The 18,003-nt window shown below is 72.2% G+C and carries 18 protein-coding genes; 11 read left to right on the top strand and 7 right to left on the bottom strand.

Features of this window, described 5'->3' with window-relative positions; all coding sequences use genetic code 11:
* Positions 1-191 precede the first annotated feature (191 nt).
* A complete protein-coding gene (locus QWJ13_RS28760) occupies positions 192-1,517 on the bottom strand; it encodes a helix-turn-helix transcriptional regulator (RefSeq protein WP_316528113.1) in 1,326 nt (441 codons plus the stop codon).
* Positions 1,518-1,671: 154 nt separating this feature from the next.
* Between QWJ13_RS28760 and QWJ13_RS28755 the strand changes: the two genes are divergently transcribed.
* The 3 genes from QWJ13_RS28755 to QWJ13_RS28745 are packed head-to-tail and all read left to right on the top strand — an operon-like array spanning position 1,672 to position 4,345.
* Positions 1,672-2,664 (top strand): Gfo/Idh/MocA family protein, encoded by a 993-nt coding sequence (locus QWJ13_RS28755; protein WP_316528111.1) that lies wholly within the window; start codon positions 1,672-1,674, stop codon positions 2,662-2,664.
* Positions 2,661-3,914 carry a DegT/DnrJ/EryC1/StrS family aminotransferase gene (locus QWJ13_RS28750; RefSeq protein WP_316528110.1) on the top strand — a complete coding sequence of 418 codons (1,254 nt, stop codon included), beginning with the start codon at positions 2,661-2,663 and terminating at the stop codon, positions 3,912-3,914. The genes QWJ13_RS28755 and QWJ13_RS28750 overlap by 4 nt, the downstream gene beginning before the upstream one ends.
* Positions 3,911-4,345: an NUDIX hydrolase gene (locus QWJ13_RS28745; RefSeq protein ID WP_316528109.1), complete on the top strand. Its 435-nt coding sequence runs from the start codon at positions 3,911-3,913 to the stop codon at positions 4,343-4,345. Before QWJ13_RS28750 ends, QWJ13_RS28745 begins: the two co-directional genes overlap by 4 nt.
* Before the next feature lie 68 nt (positions 4,346-4,413).
* On the opposite strand, the gene QWJ13_RS28740 is transcribed toward QWJ13_RS28745, so the two are convergent.
* The 3 genes from QWJ13_RS28740 to QWJ13_RS28730 all read right to left on the bottom strand — a co-directional run bounded on the left by QWJ13_RS28740 (position 4,414) and on the right by QWJ13_RS28730 (position 7,300).
* On the bottom strand, positions 4,414-4,938 hold the full coding sequence (locus QWJ13_RS28740; protein ID WP_316528108.1) for a hypothetical protein: 525 nt from the start codon (positions 4,936-4,938) through the stop codon (positions 4,414-4,416).
* Complete coding sequence (locus QWJ13_RS28735; protein ID WP_316528106.1) at positions 4,935-5,657, bottom strand: hypothetical protein; 723 nt, start codon at positions 5,655-5,657, stop codon at positions 4,935-4,937. The genes QWJ13_RS28740 and QWJ13_RS28735 overlap by 4 nt, the downstream gene beginning before the upstream one ends.
* A gap of 452 nt (positions 5,658-6,109) precedes the next feature.
* On the bottom strand, positions 6,110-7,300 hold the full coding sequence (locus QWJ13_RS28730; RefSeq protein ID WP_316528105.1) for a glycosyltransferase family protein: 1,191 nt from the start codon (positions 7,298-7,300) through the stop codon (positions 6,110-6,112).
* A 78-nt stretch (positions 7,301-7,378) separates the two neighbouring features.
* On the opposite strand from QWJ13_RS28730, the gene QWJ13_RS28725 reads away from it, so the two are divergent.
* Positions 7,379-7,696, top strand: a complete 318-nt coding sequence (locus QWJ13_RS28725; protein ID WP_316528104.1) for a hypothetical protein — start codon at positions 7,379-7,381, stop codon at positions 7,694-7,696.
* On the top strand, positions 7,693-8,262 hold the full coding sequence (locus QWJ13_RS28720) for a peptide deformylase (RefSeq protein ID WP_316528103.1): 570 nt from the start codon (positions 7,693-7,695) through the stop codon (positions 8,260-8,262). The genes QWJ13_RS28725 and QWJ13_RS28720 overlap by 4 nt, the downstream gene beginning before the upstream one ends.
* Before the next feature lie 321 nt (positions 8,263-8,583).
* Here the strand turns inward: QWJ13_RS28720 and QWJ13_RS28715 are convergent, their stop codons facing one another.
* Positions 8,584-10,077, bottom strand: coding sequence for an endonuclease domain-containing protein (locus QWJ13_RS28715; protein ID WP_316528102.1), 1,494 nt, complete (start codon positions 10,075-10,077; stop codon positions 8,584-8,586).
* Positions 10,078-10,451: 374 nt separating this feature from the next.
* On the opposite strand from QWJ13_RS28715, the gene QWJ13_RS28710 reads away from it, so the two are divergent.
* Entirely contained in the window at positions 10,452-11,612 is a 1,161-nt protein-coding gene (locus QWJ13_RS28710; protein WP_316528101.1) for a TIM44-like domain-containing protein, read from the top strand.
* Between the two features lie 283 nt (positions 11,613-11,895).
* Here QWJ13_RS28710 and QWJ13_RS28705 read toward each other — a convergent pair whose 3' ends face one another.
* Positions 11,896-12,234 (bottom strand): hypothetical protein, encoded by a 339-nt coding sequence (locus tag QWJ13_RS28705; RefSeq protein ID WP_316528100.1) that lies wholly within the window; start codon positions 12,232-12,234, stop codon positions 11,896-11,898.
* Between the two features lie 207 nt (positions 12,235-12,441).
* Here QWJ13_RS28705 and QWJ13_RS28700 point away from each other — a divergent pair, with 207 nt between their 5' ends.
* The 3 genes from QWJ13_RS28700 to QWJ13_RS28690 are packed head-to-tail and all read left to right on the top strand — an operon-like array spanning position 12,442 to position 15,802.
* The gene (locus QWJ13_RS28700; RefSeq protein WP_316528099.1) at positions 12,442-12,867 is read left to right on the top strand and encodes a hypothetical protein; all 426 of its coding nucleotides are present in this window, start codon (positions 12,442-12,444) and stop codon (positions 12,865-12,867) included.
* Positions 12,864-14,618 carry a mobilization protein gene (locus tag QWJ13_RS28695; RefSeq protein ID WP_316528098.1) on the top strand — a complete coding sequence of 585 codons (1,755 nt, stop codon included), beginning with the start codon at positions 12,864-12,866 and terminating at the stop codon, positions 14,616-14,618. Before QWJ13_RS28700 ends, QWJ13_RS28695 begins: the two co-directional genes overlap by 4 nt.
* Before the next feature lie 32 nt (positions 14,619-14,650).
* Entirely contained in the window at positions 14,651-15,802 is a 1,152-nt protein-coding gene (locus QWJ13_RS28690; RefSeq protein WP_316528096.1) for a hypothetical protein, read from the top strand.
* A gap of 34 nt (positions 15,803-15,836) precedes the next feature.
* On the opposite strand, the gene QWJ13_RS28685 is transcribed toward QWJ13_RS28690, so the two are convergent.
* Positions 15,837-16,865, bottom strand: a complete 1,029-nt coding sequence (locus tag QWJ13_RS28685) for a C40 family peptidase (RefSeq protein ID WP_316528095.1) — start codon at positions 16,863-16,865, stop codon at positions 15,837-15,839.
* Positions 16,866-17,031: 166 nt separating this feature from the next.
* Here QWJ13_RS28685 and QWJ13_RS28680 point away from each other — a divergent pair, with 166 nt between their 5' ends.
* Positions 17,032-17,511, top strand: coding sequence for a hypothetical protein (locus tag QWJ13_RS28680; protein ID WP_316528093.1), 480 nt, complete (start codon positions 17,032-17,034; stop codon positions 17,509-17,511).
* A gap of 5 nt (positions 17,512-17,516) precedes the next feature.
* Positions 17,517-17,807: a hypothetical protein gene (locus QWJ13_RS28675; protein WP_316528092.1), complete on the top strand. Its 291-nt coding sequence runs from the start codon at positions 17,517-17,519 to the stop codon at positions 17,805-17,807.
* The last annotated feature ends 196 nt before the right edge of the window (positions 17,808-18,003 follow it).

Genomic DNA, 18,003 nt, shown 5'->3' with positions numbered 1-18,003 from the left:
TTGGTGCACCGGGCGGGCGTCTGCGGTCGGCGCATGGCCTGGGGGTAGGTGGCCGGGTCGTAGTCGTTGGTGAGCGTGTAGGCGTGGAAGCCGTGCTCGCGCAGGGTCTCTGACTGCCCCGCCTCGAACGACCGCCCCCGTGCAGGTAACTGGTCCGGTCGGGTTACCCATCCTGTTCCGGCTCGCCCCGCTCAGCTGGCCCTGAGCCGGTCCATGAGGTCAGCGACGCCATCGACCTGCCGGTAGGGCTTGAACGACGGGGCGAGTTCGCGCAGCAGGGTGACGCACCGTTCGGCGCCGATGCGGGTCGCGAGGTCGAGGGACTGGTTCGTCACTGCGAGGGCCTGTTCCACGTCGCGGGCCTGGAGGAGGCTGCGGGCCTCGTAGGTCATGAAGATTCCGCGCGTCTTGTCGCGGGAGCGCGGCAGCAGGCTCATGCCCTCGCCGATCCGGGCGTGTGCGTCGTCGGTGCGGCCAAGATCGAGCATGCACTGGCCGGAGTCGACGGCCAGGTCCGCGGTGCTCATCCACCGGCACCAGGCCGGGGCCGGGTCTGGGCTGTCGGTCAGCAGGGCGGCTTCGGCGGCGGACAGGTCGCGGTGGCAGTCGGAAGCGGCGCCAAGGGCGGCGTGCGCGCGAGCCCGGCGAAGATGGAGAAGGGAACGGGCAGTGGGGTGTCGGGTGTGGATGAGGGCCTGGCTGAGCGGTTCGACGGCGGCGCCGGGCTCGGTGAGCCAGATCGACTGGTAGGCGAAGTCGGAGAGGATGCCGGCGCCGAGGTCGCGGTCGCGGGCGGCGTGCGCGTTGGCCAGGGCCGCGTTCCAGAGCTTGCCCGCCGCGAAGTGCTGGCCCTGGTCGAAGCGGTGCCAGCCGCAGGTGCTGGCCAGGGAGGCGGCGAGCAGGTGCAAGCGCTGGCCGATGGGTTCGGTGTAGCGGCCGTGTTCCAGCAGGTCGGTGACCGTGTCCAGGTGTGCGTCCATCAGCTTGGCGGTGTGCTGGCGCTGTTCGGTGGGCAGGGCGGTCAGCTTGGCACTGGTGTCCTCCAGCCAGTCGACCAGTTCACCGTCGACGCGCTTGCCGTTCAGCGCGGTGGTGAGCCGGTCGGGTTCGATGGCGGCCCACTGGGTGGCGAGTCCGGCCAGCGCGAGCGCGCTGAAGGTCATGAAGGTGCGGCGGCGATGGTCCATTGCGGCTCTCTGTGCGTCTCGAAGGGCGTGGACGGTGAACACCACTCCGAGCGGCACCGGCTGTTCCTGGCCGGGCAGCCAGTGAGGCCACTCGAAGGTCTCCAGGTCGGCGATCGGGACATCGAAGGCTTCGGCGATCAGGAGCTGGGATTCGATGCTGGGCGTCTTGCGCCAGTTCTCCCACTTGCTGACGGCGGCCTTGTCGGTGCCGGAGCGAAGGCCCTCGGGCCTGTTCCTGGCGGCGTGGTGGATGCGGTCCGCGAGGTCGGTCTGGGACCAGCCGCGAAGCGCGCGGGCGTACGCGAGGGGGTGCCGGATCTGGTCGTCCACGGGCCAATCCCATCATCGACGGTGACCGTGAGCCTACTGCGCGTGCGGGCGGGACTACCCCGGGACTACAGACAACGCCTGGTTGGTGACTGCGAGTTGAGCTCTACTCGTCGTGCACCGACAAGTTCCTTCACGAAGCGGAAGGAGTCCGCGCATGAAACGACGCGCTGCGGTCATCGGCCTTGGCCACCAGGCAATCGAAGATCACCTCCCCGGCCTGCTCGCCTCCAGCAGGGCCGAACTCATCGCCGTCTGCGACAGCGACCCCGACACCCTGCGGCAGCGGCAGGAACAGCTCCAGGTCCCCGGATTCACCCGTGCCGGTGACCTGCTGGACGCGGTGGCCCCGGACTTCGTGGTCGTCGCCGTCCCGCACCACGCCGGCCGCGAAGTCGTCCAGGAGTGCGCCACCCGAGGCGTCCACGTCCTCAAGGAGAAGCCGTTCGCCACCTCTGTGCTGGAGGCCCAGGACCTCGCCGAAATCTGCCGAGCCGGACAGGTCGAGCTTATGGTCACCCTCCAGCGGCGCTTCAACCCGATCTACACCAGCGTCGCCGGGCTGCTGGACCAGATCGGCACCCCGTTCCTGATCGACGGCCAGTACACCTTCCACACCGACGACCCCGGCGGCGGCTGGCGCGGAGACGTCCGCCAGGCCGGGGGTGGCTGCATCATCGACATGGGCTACCACCTCATCGACCTGCTGCTGTGGTACTTCGGCCTGCCCAGCCGGGTCATCGCCGAGTTCTCCACCACCGCCGTCCCCGGCGGCGGCTACGACGCGGAGGACACCGCCGTCATCCAGCTCGGCTACGACAGCGACCTGTACGGCTCGGTGCTGCTGTCGCGGTGGGTGGCCCCGAAGACCGAGCGCCTGCACGTGATCGGCACCCGCGGCTCGGTGCTGCTGACCAAGGGCCAGGTCCAGCGGCTCGACCTGGGCGGCGCGGTCGTGGAGGAGCTGACCCGCCCGCACGCGCCGGCCTCGGCGTCGGCCGCGCAGATCGACTACTTCTGCCGCGTCCTGGACGGCGACCGGCCCAACACCTCGGGCCCGGACCAGCACCTCGCACACGCCGCGTTCATCGCCTCCTGCTACCGGTCCAAGGCGGCCGGGCGCTACATCGACCCGAAGGAGATGCTGTGACCAGCGCACTTGCTCTGCTCGGCGGCGAGCCCGCCGTCACCTCCGGCGGCCCGCATTTCACCTGGCCGCCGATCGACGACACCACCCGCGCCAAGGTCGCCGCCCAGCTGGAGGAGTCGATTTCCATCCCCGGCCGGTCCGGCGTCGTCGCCGAGTTGGAGGACGGCCTTCAGGAGTACTTCGGCGTCCGACACGCGGTCACCACCAGTTCCGGAACCGCGGCCCTGCACGCCACCTACTGGGCCGCGCGGATCAAGCCCGGTGACGAGGTGATCGTCCCGGCCTGGACGTTCCACGCCACCGCCTCCCCGCTGTTCCACCTGCGCGCAGTGCCGGTGCTGTGCGAGACCGGGCCGGACGGCAACATCGACCCGAGCCGGATCGAGGAGCTGATCACCCCCCGGACCCGGGCGGTGATGGTCACTCACTTGTGGGGCAAGCCCGCCGACATGACCGACATCGTCGCAGTCGCGAACGCCCACGACCTTCTCGTGCTGGAGGACGGCTCCCACGCCCACGGCGCGAGCATCGCCGGGCAGAAGGTCGGCACCTTCGGACTCGCCTCGGCGTTCTCCCTTAACGGCCCCAAGCCCCTGTCCGGCGGCGAGGGCGGGTTCGTCCTCACGGACGACGACGACACCTACCACCGGGTCATCACGCTCGCGCACTACAACAAGCGGGCCAAGTCCGAGATCCCGGAAGGCCATCCGCTCGCGCGGTACGCGGTCACCGGGGCCGGCCTCAAGCTCCGCATCCACCCCCTCGCCGCCGCCATCGCCCACGACCAGCTCGGCCACCTCGATGGCTACCTCGCCGGCCGGGCGGAGATCGCCCGCTACTTCACCGGCCAGCTGGCCGGGATACCCGGCCTGGAGGTCACCGCCATGCCCGAAGGGGTGATCCCGTCCTGGTACGGGTTGACGCTCACCTACCGGCCCGACGAGCTCGGCGGCCTGCCGATCGAGCGGTTCCACCAGGCGCTGATCGCCGAGGGCGCCACCGAGTTTGACCGGCCAGGCTCCACCTGCCCGATGAACCAGCTGCCGCTGTACCAGCAGCCCACCCCGCTGTTTCCCGGCCACCCGCACTCCCACCGCCGGTACAAGCCGGGGGACTTCCCCGTCGCCGAGCACGCCCACGCTCACACGATCAAGCTCCCCGTCTGGCATCGTGAGCAGGATCTCGAACTGGCCGAGCAGTACGTCCGCGCGGCCGTCAAGATCAGCGACCATCACAAGGAGCTGCAATGACCGTCACCTCCCCCGAGTTCGTGGCCGGCCTGGCGGCCGACGCCGAAGCCGCCGGAATCACCGGCTTCGTCGCCGCCGCCGTGATCAACCACGACGGCCGCACCTTGCTCGTGCGGCGCAACCCCGACGACTACATGGGCGGGATGTGGGAGATCCCTTCCGGCACGGTCGAGGCCGGGGAGACGATCCTGGACGCCCTCTACCGGGAGACCGCTGAGGAGACCGGCCTGACCGTCGACCAGGTCACCGGCTACATCGGGCACTTCGACTACCAGAACAGCCGCGGCGGAACCACCCGTCAGTTCAACTTCGCCGTCACCGTGGAGAAGACCGAACCCGTCGTCCTCACCGAGCACGACGCCCACCAGTGGGCCCTCCCCGGCGAGCTGCCCGAGGTGAGCGACGCTGTACGTGGCCTGCTGACCTGCTGACCCCGTCTGGGGCCTGTGGCCGGCGCCGCTGCGGTCGGGCACCTTCCGGGTGCCCGACCGCGCTGGTCTCAGCGAGCATTCGGCAGAAAACGGACGTTCCCGTGGCCTTCGGCCGCCTGCTTGCGGAGCTGGTCGTTCTCGACCTCCAGGACGTGGATGACCCGGGCCATCTGGGCCGCCTCCCGCTTGAGCTGCTGGTGCTTGCCCCACAGCTCGCTGTGGCGGCGCTTGAGGTCGTCGTCCTGGGCCTGGCGCTGAGCAGGGACGGCCGGCCGGTCCAGGGTCTTGACCAGCGCGTAGAACAGATCCTTCAACCCGGTGTGCTTGTGCGTCAGCTTGTTGCGCCGCAGGCCCGCTTCCTCGGCCAGCGCTTTCACGGTCAGCTGCCCGTCTGACCGCAGGGGCGCCCCCACGAACAGCCGGATCATCGCCTCGGTGATCGCCTGGATCTCCTGGGCGTCGTCGGCCTTGGCGGCCTGGAACACCTCGGCGCTCTGGGCGAGGAGTGTGCCGATGACCTGGGCGATGTCGGCGGCCAGGCCTTTCGAGCCGGTGCCGGCCTCCTCGGCGGTGGGCGGATCGGGTTGGGTCACGTCCGGTCTCCGGCGGTCGGGGCGGGGTGGATGCGCGTGCGCTCGTGCTTGTCGATGATCTCGGCGAGCGTCGCGCGCCGTTGTTCGAGACGCCGGGTGATCGGCAGGGGGTTGAGGCCGTCAGTGCACTCGGCGTCGATCTCGGAGATCTCCGCTTTCGCGCGCTCGATGTGGGTGTCAGTGCGGGCGATGTTCGGGCAGGCGGCCTGGCACCGGTCGTGGCTCGGTGTGCGCTGGACGGGCTCCTGGCCGGGCCGCTCGCGCTGGCACAGCGCGGTGTAGGGGTCGAAGTTGCAGGCCAGCAGGGAGCTTTCATGCTCGAACACCTGGAGCTTCGGATTGCCCCGGATCGCCTTCAGCTGCCGCGTGGTCACGAAGGCGCCCGCGTACTTGTTCCCGAACTCGCTCACCGCCGCCAGATACCGCTCGGCGGCCGGCCCGCTGACGCCCTCGCCCGAGGCGAGCCGGTCGGACGCCTCGGCGAGGGAATCGGCCATCGCCAGGCCCTGCTCGAAGTTCAGGATCTGGAGCATGTCGGCCTTGGAGCGGCCGGCGTAAGACTCTCCCATGGTGCTCTCGACATGGCCGTACTGGACCCCGAGGGCGACCCGGCCGCCGGGGCGGTGGTAGATGAACCACGCGACCGTGCGCCTGAACCGCACCATGACCACCGCGCCGTCCGGGTCCTCGGGGATGAACTCGTTCGGGCGGTCGTGCAACCGGGACTGCTCGTGCGGCAGCGGCCAGGCAGACCGCGAGATCGGGCACCTGCGCGAAGTCGATCTTCTCGGTCCACGGGCGGTCGCCGATCTTCGCGGTGACCGGGACGTCGAGCGGAGCCCCGCGGCCGAAGAGGTGCGGCGGGAACTTCTCCGCGCTCTCACAGACGAGCTTGCTCACCTGGCTCGGTGACACTTCCAGCAAGCCCGCCAGGTACTGCGCGGCGACCGGCAGCCTGCCCGCCCCTTGCCTCGCGGCTGGATCGGCATCCGGCAGGCCGAACCTCGGCTCGATCTCCCGGCGATCATCGGTTGGGATCTTCCGGCCGCTGTCCACCAGCCGCCTCAAGTACTCCCTGATCGTGGTCCGGCCGCCCTTGACCGCGCCGGGGGCCATCCGCGCCAGCAGGCGCCTTCGCTCGCGCACAGCGGCGAGGATGTCAGGAGCCAGTTCAGTGACCATGCGGATCGCCCAGACCAGCAGCGGAGACATAACCGCCGGATGGATGACCGGGGTGCTGACCTCGCCCCCAGTCGAGGCACGCTCGCCCAGGTAGTCCGCGTGGCTGGCGCCCTCGTCCTCCCACGGCGGCATCGGAATCCGGCGCGGCCTGGTCGTCGGTTTCGAACAGTAGTTCGGGGTCGATGTGCTCGGCCAGCCAGCCGGTGCGCGGGCCGATGACGGGCAAGCCCATCGCCTGGCAATCGATGACGGACATGGACCAGGGGCAGCCGGGCCGGAACGGCGCGATGCCGAAGTGGGATTCGGCCAGCAGGTTGCGGTAGCGGATGCGGTCGCCGCGGTCGGAGGCGATGGCCACGCCGTCGACGGCGGCCAGCTCCTCCAGGTGCCGCTCGGGGCTGGGGTCCAGCCGGATGCGCTCGGGGCTGCGGGTGCCGAACAGGTCCATCACCGTGAGCCGCACCGGGGCCTCGGCGACGAGGTGGCGGGCGAGCCGGGTGAAGCGGGCGGTGCCGTAGTGGGCGTACAGGCGGTGGTTGTAGATGCCGGTGGCCCGCCCTTCCGGCGGGGTGATGTCGGCCGGGTCGCGCACCAGACGTACGTCCCTGGGGGCGGGGACCACGTGCAACTTCTCGGTGAGCTCCACGCCGGTGCGGGCGGCAGCCGCGCTGGTCCAAGAGGCGGCGGTGCCGGAGTGGACCAGGACGCGGTCGCAGGCCGCGAGGCCGGCGGCGAAGGCCAGCAGGACGCGGCGGCCCAACCCGCCGTCGTCCATCGCCGGGTCCAGCTCCAGCTTGCCGGTGTCGGTGAAGGAGAACGGCAGGTAGTGGCAGTAGCCGGCGATCCGCGCGTCCACCCCGGCCTCCAGCAGTGCGGCCCGGATCGCCGGGGCGGCCTCGATCTGGTTGGCCACGACCACCTCGGGCCGGTGGCGCCGGAACAGTCGCACCATCGTGCCCATGCCCGGGTTGAAACGGGCCCGGTACTTGGTGGCCGGCGAGGCGGTCCGGGTGAAGTACACGCGCTCGTCGCCGGCCGGGACCGGCGAGGCCATGGTCACCTCCACCCCGGCGTCCACCAGGGCCGGGGCCAGCAGGTCGGCGAAGGTGAAGCCGGAGTCGGCGGTCAGCTGGCTGACCGCTACCTGCCGCGGGGAGGCGAGAACTGGCAGGCCAAGCACGACCGCGACGCGTTCAAGGAGGTCTGGCTGCTCTTCGAGAACGAGCAGGGCCGCTTCCCGCTGTACCCGGACGAGTCGGTGTGGATCGAGTACGCCTACTCGATCGGCGAGGAGAAGTGGGGCCGCTGGTTCCAGCGGGCGGTCCGCCTGCCCACCGCGCACCTGGAGGTCGAACTCGCCTTCCCCGCCGAGCTCGATCCGGCGGTCTGGGGCACTGAGACGTCGATGACCGCCGAAGCGGTGCCGCTGCGGACCGCCCCGATGCGGCGTGACGAGGCCGGTGTGCGGCTCTTCTCCTGGAGCACGTCCACGCCCGCCCTCCATGCCCGGTACCGTCTGGAATGGCGATTCCGGGCCCGACCCGAACGCGACACGAACCAAGGGGAGTTCAGGTGATCCAGGTGCGGCCCAGCGACCAGATGCGCGACCTCGGCGTCGTCCAGGAGGGCGCTCCTATCCTCGCCGAGCCCGCTCGACCGTTCGACCTGCCCACCGAGCGCCAGAGCGCCGAGGAGGTCGTCGAGAAGCTGTTCACCGCGAAGGAGCGCATCGGCCAGGTCCACCCCTTCGCCAAGGGCATGGGCATCGCGGCACCGCAGATCGGGATCGGCCGGGCCGCCGCCATCGTCCAGCCGGCCGAGCCGGACGCCCCGCCGATCATCCTGCTGAATCCCCGGATCACTGACCGCTCCGACGAGGCGGACGAGCAGTTCGAGGGTTGCCTGTCCTTCTTCGATGTCCGCGGCATGGTCCCCCGTCCGTTGCGGATCACCGTGAAGGCCACCGCGCTGGAAGGCCGGGTGGCGACCACCACGTACGAACGCGGACTCGCCCGGCTGATCCACCACGAGATCGACCACCTCGACGGCCTGCTCTACACCGCCCGCATGCGGGCCGACATCGACCCAATCCCTGTCGAGCAGTACCGACAGACAGGGCGAGGATGGGCCTACGAGCAGTAGTCGAGCGAGGGGCATCTCCGTGAGTCACCTCAGACGATGCTTGGCTTCGAGGATGCGGTTCTCCTCGTCAACCAATCCGGCATAGCGTTGAACCCGCTGCTGATCAACCGGGTGCCGGCGGTGGCCGACCTCAACGTGCCGGTGAACACCGTGCACACCTCCGCCATCACCCTCGGGATAGCGGCCTCGACGGCCCTGAGAAGTCGTGCGATCCCCGCCCGGGACGGCAGTTTGAGTCGCACCCTGGCGGCTTCACCGCCGCTGACCTTGCGACCGTCGTTGTACGGGATGCCAGGGCACGGAATCCAGACCCCGGGGTCGTCACGGGCGGTTCGGTGTGAGCGCCGGGTAGCGGAGTTCCAGGCCGAGGACGGTGGTGGGTGGCTGTTGGTGGTAGCGGATCCAGAAGGGGGAGGCGCCGGGGGCGGCCTGGGGGTGGCAGCGGTGGCAGAGGAGGCCGCGGGTGAGGTGGGTGTGGGGGTCGTGGTCCTCGGTGTGGGCGGGGCGGCCGGGGGTGGGGAGGGAGCCGCAGATGGCGCAGCGGCCGCGGTGGTAGGCGAGGAGGCGGTCGGCGGGGCGTTGGCGGTGGTCGTAGGGCGGGACGGGCCAGGAGAGGTAGGCGGGGGCGGAGGTGCTCCAGCGCTGTTCCCACTGGGACCACAGGCGTTTGCGGACGGCGCAGCGTTCGCAGTCGGCGGGGCAGCCGCCGGTGGTGGGCGGGCAGAGGGGGGCGGCGTCGAGGGCGTGGCGCAGGTCGAGGCGCAGGCGTTCGAGGGGTGGGGCGTCGGGTGGGGACCAGCCGTCGGGGGCGGGGGCCGGGAGGGGGTGGTCGAGGAGGACGGCGGGGGCCATGGCGAGGCGGTCGGGGGTGACGGTGTTGGGTTCGAAGATGAGTTCCGGGACGCGTGCGGCGATGGCTTTGACGATGCGTCCGGGCATGGTGTTGGAGTCGAGGCGCCTGCCGTTGCGGCTGGTCAGCAGGGGGCGGCGGCCGGTGTCGGGGTCGCGGCCCTCGGTGCGGTGCGGCAGGTAGTCGGCGATGGCCTGCCACACCTCGCGGGAGGGCTGGTGGGTGATGGTGCCGTCGCCTTTGGGGGCGGGGCAGCCGAGGGTGCGGATGCGGCGGTGCGGGTCTTCCTCGTGGAGGTCCTCCAGGTCGATGCCGACGGCCTGGCGGGGGCGCAGGCCGTCGAGGAGGAGGTGGACGAGGAGGCGGTCGCGGTGCGGGGCGGTGTCGTACGGGCCGCGGCGGTGGCGTCCGGGCAGGATGTCGTCGGCGGCGTGGAGCATCGCGGCGGCCTGTTCGAGGCTGAGCGGCGCGGTGCGCGGCAGCGCGGTGGGGGCGGGGCGCAGCAGCGCGGCGTTGAACGGGGGCTCGGGGATGTGGCCGGCGCCGGTGGCGTAGGCGTAGAACGCGGCGAGGGCGGCCAGGCGCCGGGCGGGGTTGTGCAGGGAGACGCGCGGGGCCAGTGGGCGGCGTGAGGGCCGGTCCGGGTTGGGGCGGCGCAGGGCGGGGGCGTAGGCCCAGGTGGTGGCCGTGGAGGCGTCGGCGTTCCAGGCGCCGATGCCGGTGGTCTCCTCGGTGAAGTACAGCCAGTCCCGCAGGTCGGCCTCGTAGCGGACGGGCGTGGTGCCCTGGAGGGCGCGGCCGTGTTTGCCGAGGCCGGCGGCGAGCCACTGGGCGAGGACGTCGTACGGGTCGGGGCGGGTCACCAGGAAACTGTATGCGGGGTGCACGGCGGTGCAGGTCGGCGCGGCGGGCACCCGCAGCGCCAGGCCGCGCTCCGTCTCCGGGGAGACCGGTCGGCGGCTCATCGGGTCACCGTCGCCGCAGCGCCGTGGGCGTGCCGGTCACCGGGGTGGCCCAGCCTGCGGCGGACCCGGCTGGGATCCCCGCCCGGCGGGCCCGCCGGAGCCTCCTGCCGGACGGCTGAAGGTCTCGAAATTCCCTCACACCCCCGGCTTGTACGCTTGTTCGTCTGGAAGGTCTGCGGTTCTTGGTAGGAGGCCCGGTGCGCGTCCGTCGGTGGATATATGGGGTCGCGGGGGCGGTCGTGCTGAGCAGCCCGACGGTTGCCTATGCCCGCGGTGGGGGCGGCGGTCACGGGTTCGGGGGCGGCGGGGGCGGGGGCAGCCATGGTGGTGGCGGCTTCCACGGGTCGCCTGGCGGCGGCTCCGGCGTCGGCTTCGTGACCGGTTTCGGGGCCGGTAGCGGTGGGCTCGTCGCCGTGCTGGTGATCGTGGCCGTGGTCCTGCTGATCCTGTGGCTCAGGTCCCGGCGTGGCAAGGCGGCGCGGGCAGGCGGCCTGAACACGGTTTCGGACCGTACGGCGCACCGTGCGGACGCGCGGGCGCGGGAGCGCTCTGCCCAGGTCTCGGCCCGGGTCGATGCCCTTGCCGTCACCGATGCGACCTTCGACCGCGAGGCGCTGGAGCGCCGCGCGGTGTGGCTGTACGAGACGGCGCAGCGGGCGTGGACCGGCCACGATCACGCCACGTTGCAGCGGATTCTGTCCCCGGTGCTGTACGGCAAGTGGGCGGAGGAGCTGCGCGACTACGAGTCCCGTGGCGAGGTCAACGTCGTGGAGGTCGTCGACGGTCCGGTGGTCGAGCTGGTCGACGTCGCCAACCGGGCGGGTGAGCTGAACGACACCGTCACCTTCCGGATCACCGCGACGCTCCGCGACTACGTACGCCGCGGCGACGGCCGGCAGGCCGTGCGCAAGGACGGCTCGACGCGCCCGGTCGAGTACTGGACGCTGCGCAAGAGCGCGGCCGGCGAGTGGATCGTGTCCTCGGTCGAGCAGGCCGCCGAGGGAGCGCACCATCTGAGCAGTGCCATCGAGACCGACGGCTGGGACCAGAAGGAGGTCGCCCGGGACGCGGTGCTTGAGGTCGCGCACAAGAGCACGGTCACCGGGGGGAGCGACGTCCTCTCCCTCACCACCATCTCGTGGAGCACGGACGCCGATACCGCCGCCGGCGATCTGAGCGTCCTCGACGGCCGCTTCGACAGAGCGGTTCTTGAGGTCGCCGTCGAGCGGTTCCTGGAGGAGTGGGTCATGAACGACGGCAGCCTGGACTTCACTCCCGTCCGCACGGTCCGCCGGACCGTCCTGCGCGAGGCCGCCGTCACGTCGGTCACGGTGAGCTCGCTGGTCTCGCGCGACCCGGTCGTCTTCCGTGTCGCGGTCGACGCGCAGGGCGTCTACTACGAAGTCGACCGCCGCACCGAACAGGTACTGCGCGGCGACGCGCACAAGCGCAGGCCGATCGCCTTCAGCTTCGACCTGCGGCTGGACGACACCTCGGCCAGGGCGTGGACCGTGATCGCCACCGACACGCCATAGCCACACCTCCTACCACTGATCTGGGTGGTGCGGTGGACAGCCGCCCCGGTGCAGGAGGCCGCGGACCAGCGTGACTGCTGGTCCTGACCAGCACCACCGGTGAGCGGTGCGAGCACGGCCATGGGGAGTCCGGCGCCCTCCACCACGGCCATCCACATCCCCGGCATGCGTCGTGCAGCGCGCCCCCACACCCTCGACCCGTTCGGCTGGCCACCACGGCGCCGGCGGGAGGGCGACCTGACGATGGGCTACGGCCCGCTGAAGGTGGAGCGGCCGCCTCGGATCAACCGGCCGAGCCGTTCACCGCCACGACTTCGTCGTCCGACCCGTCGTGCACTGCGGCGGCCTGGACCGGTACTGCCTTCTTCGGCCTGGAGGTCTTCCTCGGCCGCCCCTTGGGCCGAGACACGGGCGGCGGGGCGCCGAGGTTGGCGAGCTCGTCCTCCCGCCAGCCGGCGGTCAGCGCGTTCTCGTAGGCACGGCCGTACGGCTCGTCGGTGTCGGCCATCAGTGCGGCGAGTCGCTGCCGCTCGGCCAGGACCTCGCCGAGCGGTCCGATGGCGTTCTCCCGTGCGGCCTGGATCTCGCGGATGCGCGCCAGGAACTCCTCGTTGGTCGTCATGGCGCGGATGCTAGGTGCGCCGTCGCGAAGACCAGGTGGAAGCACCGCCGGGGATTCGTCCGCTGCGGGGGTCTTCTTCGCCCGTAGTGGCGAATCCGCGCTGCGAAAACGCGATAACCGTCTGAAGCGAGTTATCGCTTATTGCACCAATAAGCGGCTCCGGCTGCCGATCCGAGAGCGGCCGGTGCGAGGACCCTGGGGGTCTCCGTGGCAGACAGCAACCGAGGTGGCCGGCCGTTCGCCCGGCGCCGGGAACGGAGGGCGGACGCGCCGCGATCGCACCGGGTGTACCTCGCCTACAACGACGCCGAGCTGGCGATCGTGCAGGCGGCCGCAGGCCGGGAGAAGCTGGCGCCCGGGGCCTGGGCCGCCCGGGCGGTGCTGGCGGTGGCCAAGGAGACCCTGATGCCGGTGTCCGCCGACGCGACGGACGTCCTCCGGGAGCTGATCCGCGCGCGCAACGAGCTGAGCCGGATCGGCACCGAGTGGAGTCGGATCGCCCGCGTACCGAACGCCGGAGAGGAGGCCGCGCCGCCGCGGTCCGACGCGGTCGGCAGCCTCGTCGAGAAGGCGTTGGAGCGAGTCGACGACGCCACGCTCCAGGTGATGCGCGAACGGCAGCAGCGGTCGTGATCCCGAAGAAGGCGCGGGCCGGGAACGACACCGCGGGGCTGCTCCGGTACCTGTACGGGCCGGGGCGGCGCGACGAGCACGTGGATCCGCGCATGGTGGCCGCGTGGGCGCCGGGCATCAAGGACCCGGCACGCTCGGCCGGCGTGACCATCGGGGACTTGGCACTGCTGCTGGACGCCCCGGTCCACGCCCTGATCGGGAAGCGGCCCACCCTGCACGTCCACCACGTCGCGGTGCGCAATCCGCCGGAGGACCGTCTCCTGACCGACGAGCAGTGGGCGGAAGTGGCGCGCGAGATGATGAACGCCGCCGGCCTCGCCGCGCACGGCGACGACCAGGGCTGCCGATGGGTGGCGATCCGCCACGCGGCCGACCACATCCACATCGTCGCGACCCGGGCCCGGCAAGGAGGCGGCCTGCCGAACCTGCACCGCGACATCCCGAAGATGCACGCGGCGGCCCGGCGTTTCGAGGCGCGCTGGGAGTTGCGGTGCCTGGACTCGGGGGACCGCACCGCGAACCGGTGGCCACAGGCCGGGGAAGCGGAGAAGGCCGCGCGCCGGCAGCTTCCGCGGACGGCCCGGGAGACGCTGCAACAGGCCGTACGGGAGGCCGCGGCGACAGCGGGCAACGAGGAGGACTTCTTCGCCAGGCTGGCCGCCGCCGGACTGCGGGTCAACCCGCGGATCGCACCGGACGGGCAGGCGTCCGGCTACTCGGTCGCGCTGCCCGGGGACCGCGACGGCGCCGCGCGCCCGGTGTGGTTCTCCGGGTCGCGGCTGGCCTACGACCTGTCACTGCCACGGGTGCGCGAGCGCTGGGTCGACGCCGTCCCCCAGAGCCCCGTACCCACCGACCAGGTGTGGAAGGCGGTCGAGACGAAGGTCCGGCTGGCCGCCGTACGGCTCGGCGCCGGCGGCCCCCACCAAGGTGCCGGGGACGTCGCCGCGCTCGGCGACCTGGTCGTCGTCCTCGCGGCGAACTCGCCGCGCCCGGTGCGAGAGCAGCTGCGGCGCTCGGCGGCGGCCTTCGAACGGGCCTCGCGAGCGCCCGGTCCGCGCGCGCTCGACGGTGAGGCGAGGGCCCTGTGGCGGGAGTCGGCGAAGCTTCTCTCGGGGGCGGGTGCGGCTGCCGGGCACAACGACACGGCTGCCTTCCTCGGTGTGCTGCTCGCCCTGGTCACCGCGGTCGCGGCGGCGCAACGCTGGCACGAGGCGCGGAACCTGCGGGCGCAGGCGCAGGCGGCGAGCGTCGCGGGCCAGCTGCTGAGAGAGGCCGTGGAGGTGAGTTCCGGAGCGGCGGCCGTCCGCGACTTCGATCCCCGAACGCCCTGCGCGCGACGAGGTGCCGAGGCTCGCTGGTCCGCGCCGATTCCGGCCGTGGGCAGCGGCGGACGAGAGCCGAACGCGGCCCTTGTCCGGCAGACGATCCCCGAACACGCCGCAGCCGTCCTTGCCGACCCCGCGTGGCCGGCGTTGCATGAGCGTCTGGCAGGTGTCGGAGGACGCGGTGACGACCCGGCGCGGGTACTGGCGCACGTCGCCGCCGGACGGGAACTCGGCTCGGCGAACTCCGTCGCGGAGGTCCTCTGCTGGCGCCTCGACGGCTGGCTACGCGCCCGCGGCAGGCCGAGGCCGGCGCCGCCGGCCGGTCCGGTTCCGGGCAGCGGCGCGCAGGCTTCGCGGACGCTGGGGAGTACCGCCGGCCACAGACCGGACCCAGAGCAGAAGGGCCCTCGGCGGGCCCGATGAACCACGACCAGGACCGCGACCAGGAGGACCAGATGACGGCACCGATTCCCGGAGAGCCCTTCGCCGACGCGCTGGCCGAGGCGGCGCAGACCTCCACGATGGCGATCCGGCTGATCCTTGCCGTGGCCGACGTCGTGCGACGGGCCGCGCAGAGGAAGGCGAGCGGCGCGGAGGAGCCGCTGCCGCCCGCCGACCAGGCCGTCCCCGAGGCCGCGGGGGAGCTCAAGGCGGTGCTCGCCGCAGACATCGCGATGGCACTGATGGCGGGGGCGGACTGGCCGGTGATGGCCCGGCAGATCGTCGCCCTGCGCCGGGCCGGCGTCGACCTCGACGAGTTCCTGCCGCGAGTCGGCGAGATCGCGCTGTCCGTACGCGACGCGGTCGCCGCCAACGCCGTCAAGATCGCGGCCGCCGGCGCCGAGGAGTGGGCGGGTCTGCTGCGCGAGACGATGCCCGCAGGCCCCGTGCGCGAGGCCATCCTGGCCTCCCCTGCCTGGCCGGACATCGCCGCGTCGATGAAGGCGCTCCAGGAGCGCGGCGTCGACGTCCGGACCGTCCTGCTGGCCGCCCACGCGGAGGGCGTCGGCGTCGACCAAGCCGTCGCCCGGGTCATGGCGAAGAGCAAGGACAAGACGGCCGAACCCCGCACCGTCCCCAGCCCGAGCCGGGATGTGGTGCGCGCCTACGGGCCGCTGACGGTGGGCCTGGACCTGCCCAAGGACCTCGACCTGCGTGACCGTGAGCGCGCCCTGGCCCAGCTTGGTGTCTCCCGCGCGGAGAACGAGCGCTACGTCCGGTGGGTGCGTGACGCGATGCCGGGCAAGGAGCACGAGGCGGGCCTCCTGGTGGCGTCCCACCAGTGGCCGCTGCTCGCCGCCGAGATGGCGAGGATGGAGGACCAGGGCCGATCGGTCACCGAGCACCTGTCCCGGCTGATGCGCGACCGGTCATGGGACGTCGGTCAGGCCGGACTCCTGCGCAGCCGTCTCCTCCAGGCCGCCTGCGCCGCGCTGAAGCTGCCCACCTACAGCGAGCTGAGGCAGACCTCGGTGGTCACCGCGGCCGCCAAGGCGGGGTCGGCTCCGGGCCCTACCAGGTCGCGGGTGAAGGGCACGGCGCCCGCCGGGCCCACGGCCACCCCACACCGGGCTCCGACCACCCCCGCCGCCGTACGCAAGCGGTAGGGCCGAAGGACTTCGGAGCAGGTCGCGGGCGCGGCTACGGGCGGGTGGCGCCCAGGTAGTCCGTGGTCGGCATGTCGGTGATCGCGCCGCGCCTGACGAGGTCTCCGGTCTTCGGTGCCGAGATCATCTGCCCGTCGCCGGCGTAGAGGGCCACGTGGTAGACGTGCCCGTCGCCGTGGCGCCAGAAGAGCAGGTCACCGACCTGGAGATCGTCCCGGGTGACCGGGCGCTGAGCGGTGGCGGTGTACTGCTCCGCGGCGGTGCGGGGAAGCCGGCGGCTGGGCCAGTAGGCGTACTGGACCAGCGAGGAGCAGTCCCAGCCGACGGTGGTCTCGGCCTGGCAGCGGCCGTCGCCGAAGCCCGCGCCGTCCGCGCAGTGGCCCGGGCCCGGGCCGGCCGGGCTGCCGCCGCCGTAGCTGTAGGGCACCCCGATCTGGCCGGCGGCCCGGCGGACGGCGTCCGGGCCATCGCCGCTGCCGCCGATCCGCGAGACCAGGGTGGCCCCCTCGAAGCGCGGCAGGTTGCCGATGATGTCGCTGACGTATTTCTGCGTCTCGGGGTAGGGCGGCACGCCGTGGTGCTCCGAGACCGCCGCCCAACCCGCGTTGTACCCGGCGAGCGCCGGCCGCCGCAGGTCGTCCGCGATGCCGGAGGCGCCGGCCTGTCCCAGCAGGCTGCACATGAACCGGCCCTGGGCCATGACCGCGTCACCGATGTCGTGCGGCGACACCACGCCGTTGTGGTCGTCGTCGTGCCCCCACACCGCCCAGGTGCCCGGCATGAACTGGGCGGGCCCCTCGGCACCGGCCGTGCTGCGGGCATCGGCGCGAAAGCCGCTCTCCTCGTCCAGCTGGGCGGCGAGCAGGGCCGGGGTCATCTCCGTGCGCGGGCAGTCGGCGGCGGCCCGCTCGATCCACGGCCGGTAGGGCTCCGGGACGGTCGCGAGCGGAACGGAAGGAACTTCGGAGGCCGCCTCCGCGGGGACGAGCAGCATCACCAGGGCGCCGAACCCGGTAGCGGCCAGGGCGAGGACCGCCCCGCACGCGACGAGTGCCGATTTCACGAATCCCCCTGCGGTGGTCGAGCCGAATGGGAGCCCGAATGGGTGGAACGGCGTGCCGTTCGCGTCACCACGGCAGTTACGCCACGTGGCCGAACGACGGCGCCACCCTCCGTGGCCGGTCGGGAAGCCGATCCTGACAACGCAGGCAGCGGGGGGAGGTTGCGGTATGACGCCCAATCCGGTGGTGCCCGCCCAGCAGCGGGCCACCGGGACGGTCTTCGGCCTCATGCCCGTGCACGGCTACGACATCGCGGCCGCCGTGGTGCTGCGGATGCTGGACGGTGAGGACGGCCGAGGCCGGCGGGCGCGGGGGCTCCAGCCGGGCGAACCCGTGCCGTTCGGCGTCCGGCCCGTGCTGCTGACCCCGAGCACGGTCTTCGGGACGGTGCTCGTCGAGACGATCGTCAGGACCTGGCCCGCGAACGACGTGTCCAGGCCCTGGCTGGTCGTCGCCGCCGACGTCCCCGCCCGCCCGGCCGCAGCCGCCCGCTACCGCCTGCGGGCCCTGAGCGGCCGCCTGGCGGGCGTCGCGTACCTCCCCTACCTCCCGGCGCTGCGCGTGGTGGAGCGCCCGGAGGACGCGTTCGAGGACAAGGCCGTCTGTCGGGCCGCCGCCGAACTCCGCGCCCGGCTCGAAGGGAAGTGACGAAGATGAAGATGTTCCTCACCGAGGACCCTGCCAAGCCCCAGCTGATCCCCGGCGCCAAGCCGACGAAGATCCCGGGGATGGACGGCATGGTCAGCACGCTGTTCGGCTACGGCCTGTGGCTGCTGCTCCTGGCCGGGGTGGTCGGCGCCGGCGTCGGGGTGTTCAAGCTCGCCATGGCCGACAAGTCCCGCCACGGGGGCGGCTCCGAGCCCTTCAAGTGGATGGGCGGCGGCATCGCGGCCGTGCTGCTGGCCGGATCGCTGATCTCCATCCTCAATGGCATCGCGGGCTGACATGCGGAAGCCCAGAGGGAGCGGGCCCCTGTCCCGGGCCGCGGTGTGGGGCGCGGGCGCGATGCTGGCGGCCATGGTCGGCCTGAGCGGGTACGCGGCCCTGTCCGGGGGCGGCGACGTTCCGGACACCCCGATCGACGGTGCGACGTCCGCCGCGTCCGCGCCGTCGGCGGCACTGACCGGGTCCGCCTCGCGG

Source organism: Kitasatospora brasiliensis (assembly GCF_032654805.1).
In the GTDB taxonomy this organism is placed as follows: domain Bacteria; phylum Actinomycetota; class Actinomycetes; order Streptomycetales; family Streptomycetaceae; genus Kitasatospora; species Kitasatospora brasiliensis.
Note: the sequence above shows the minus strand (reverse complement) of the source record. Positions and strands in the feature narration are given on the sequence as shown.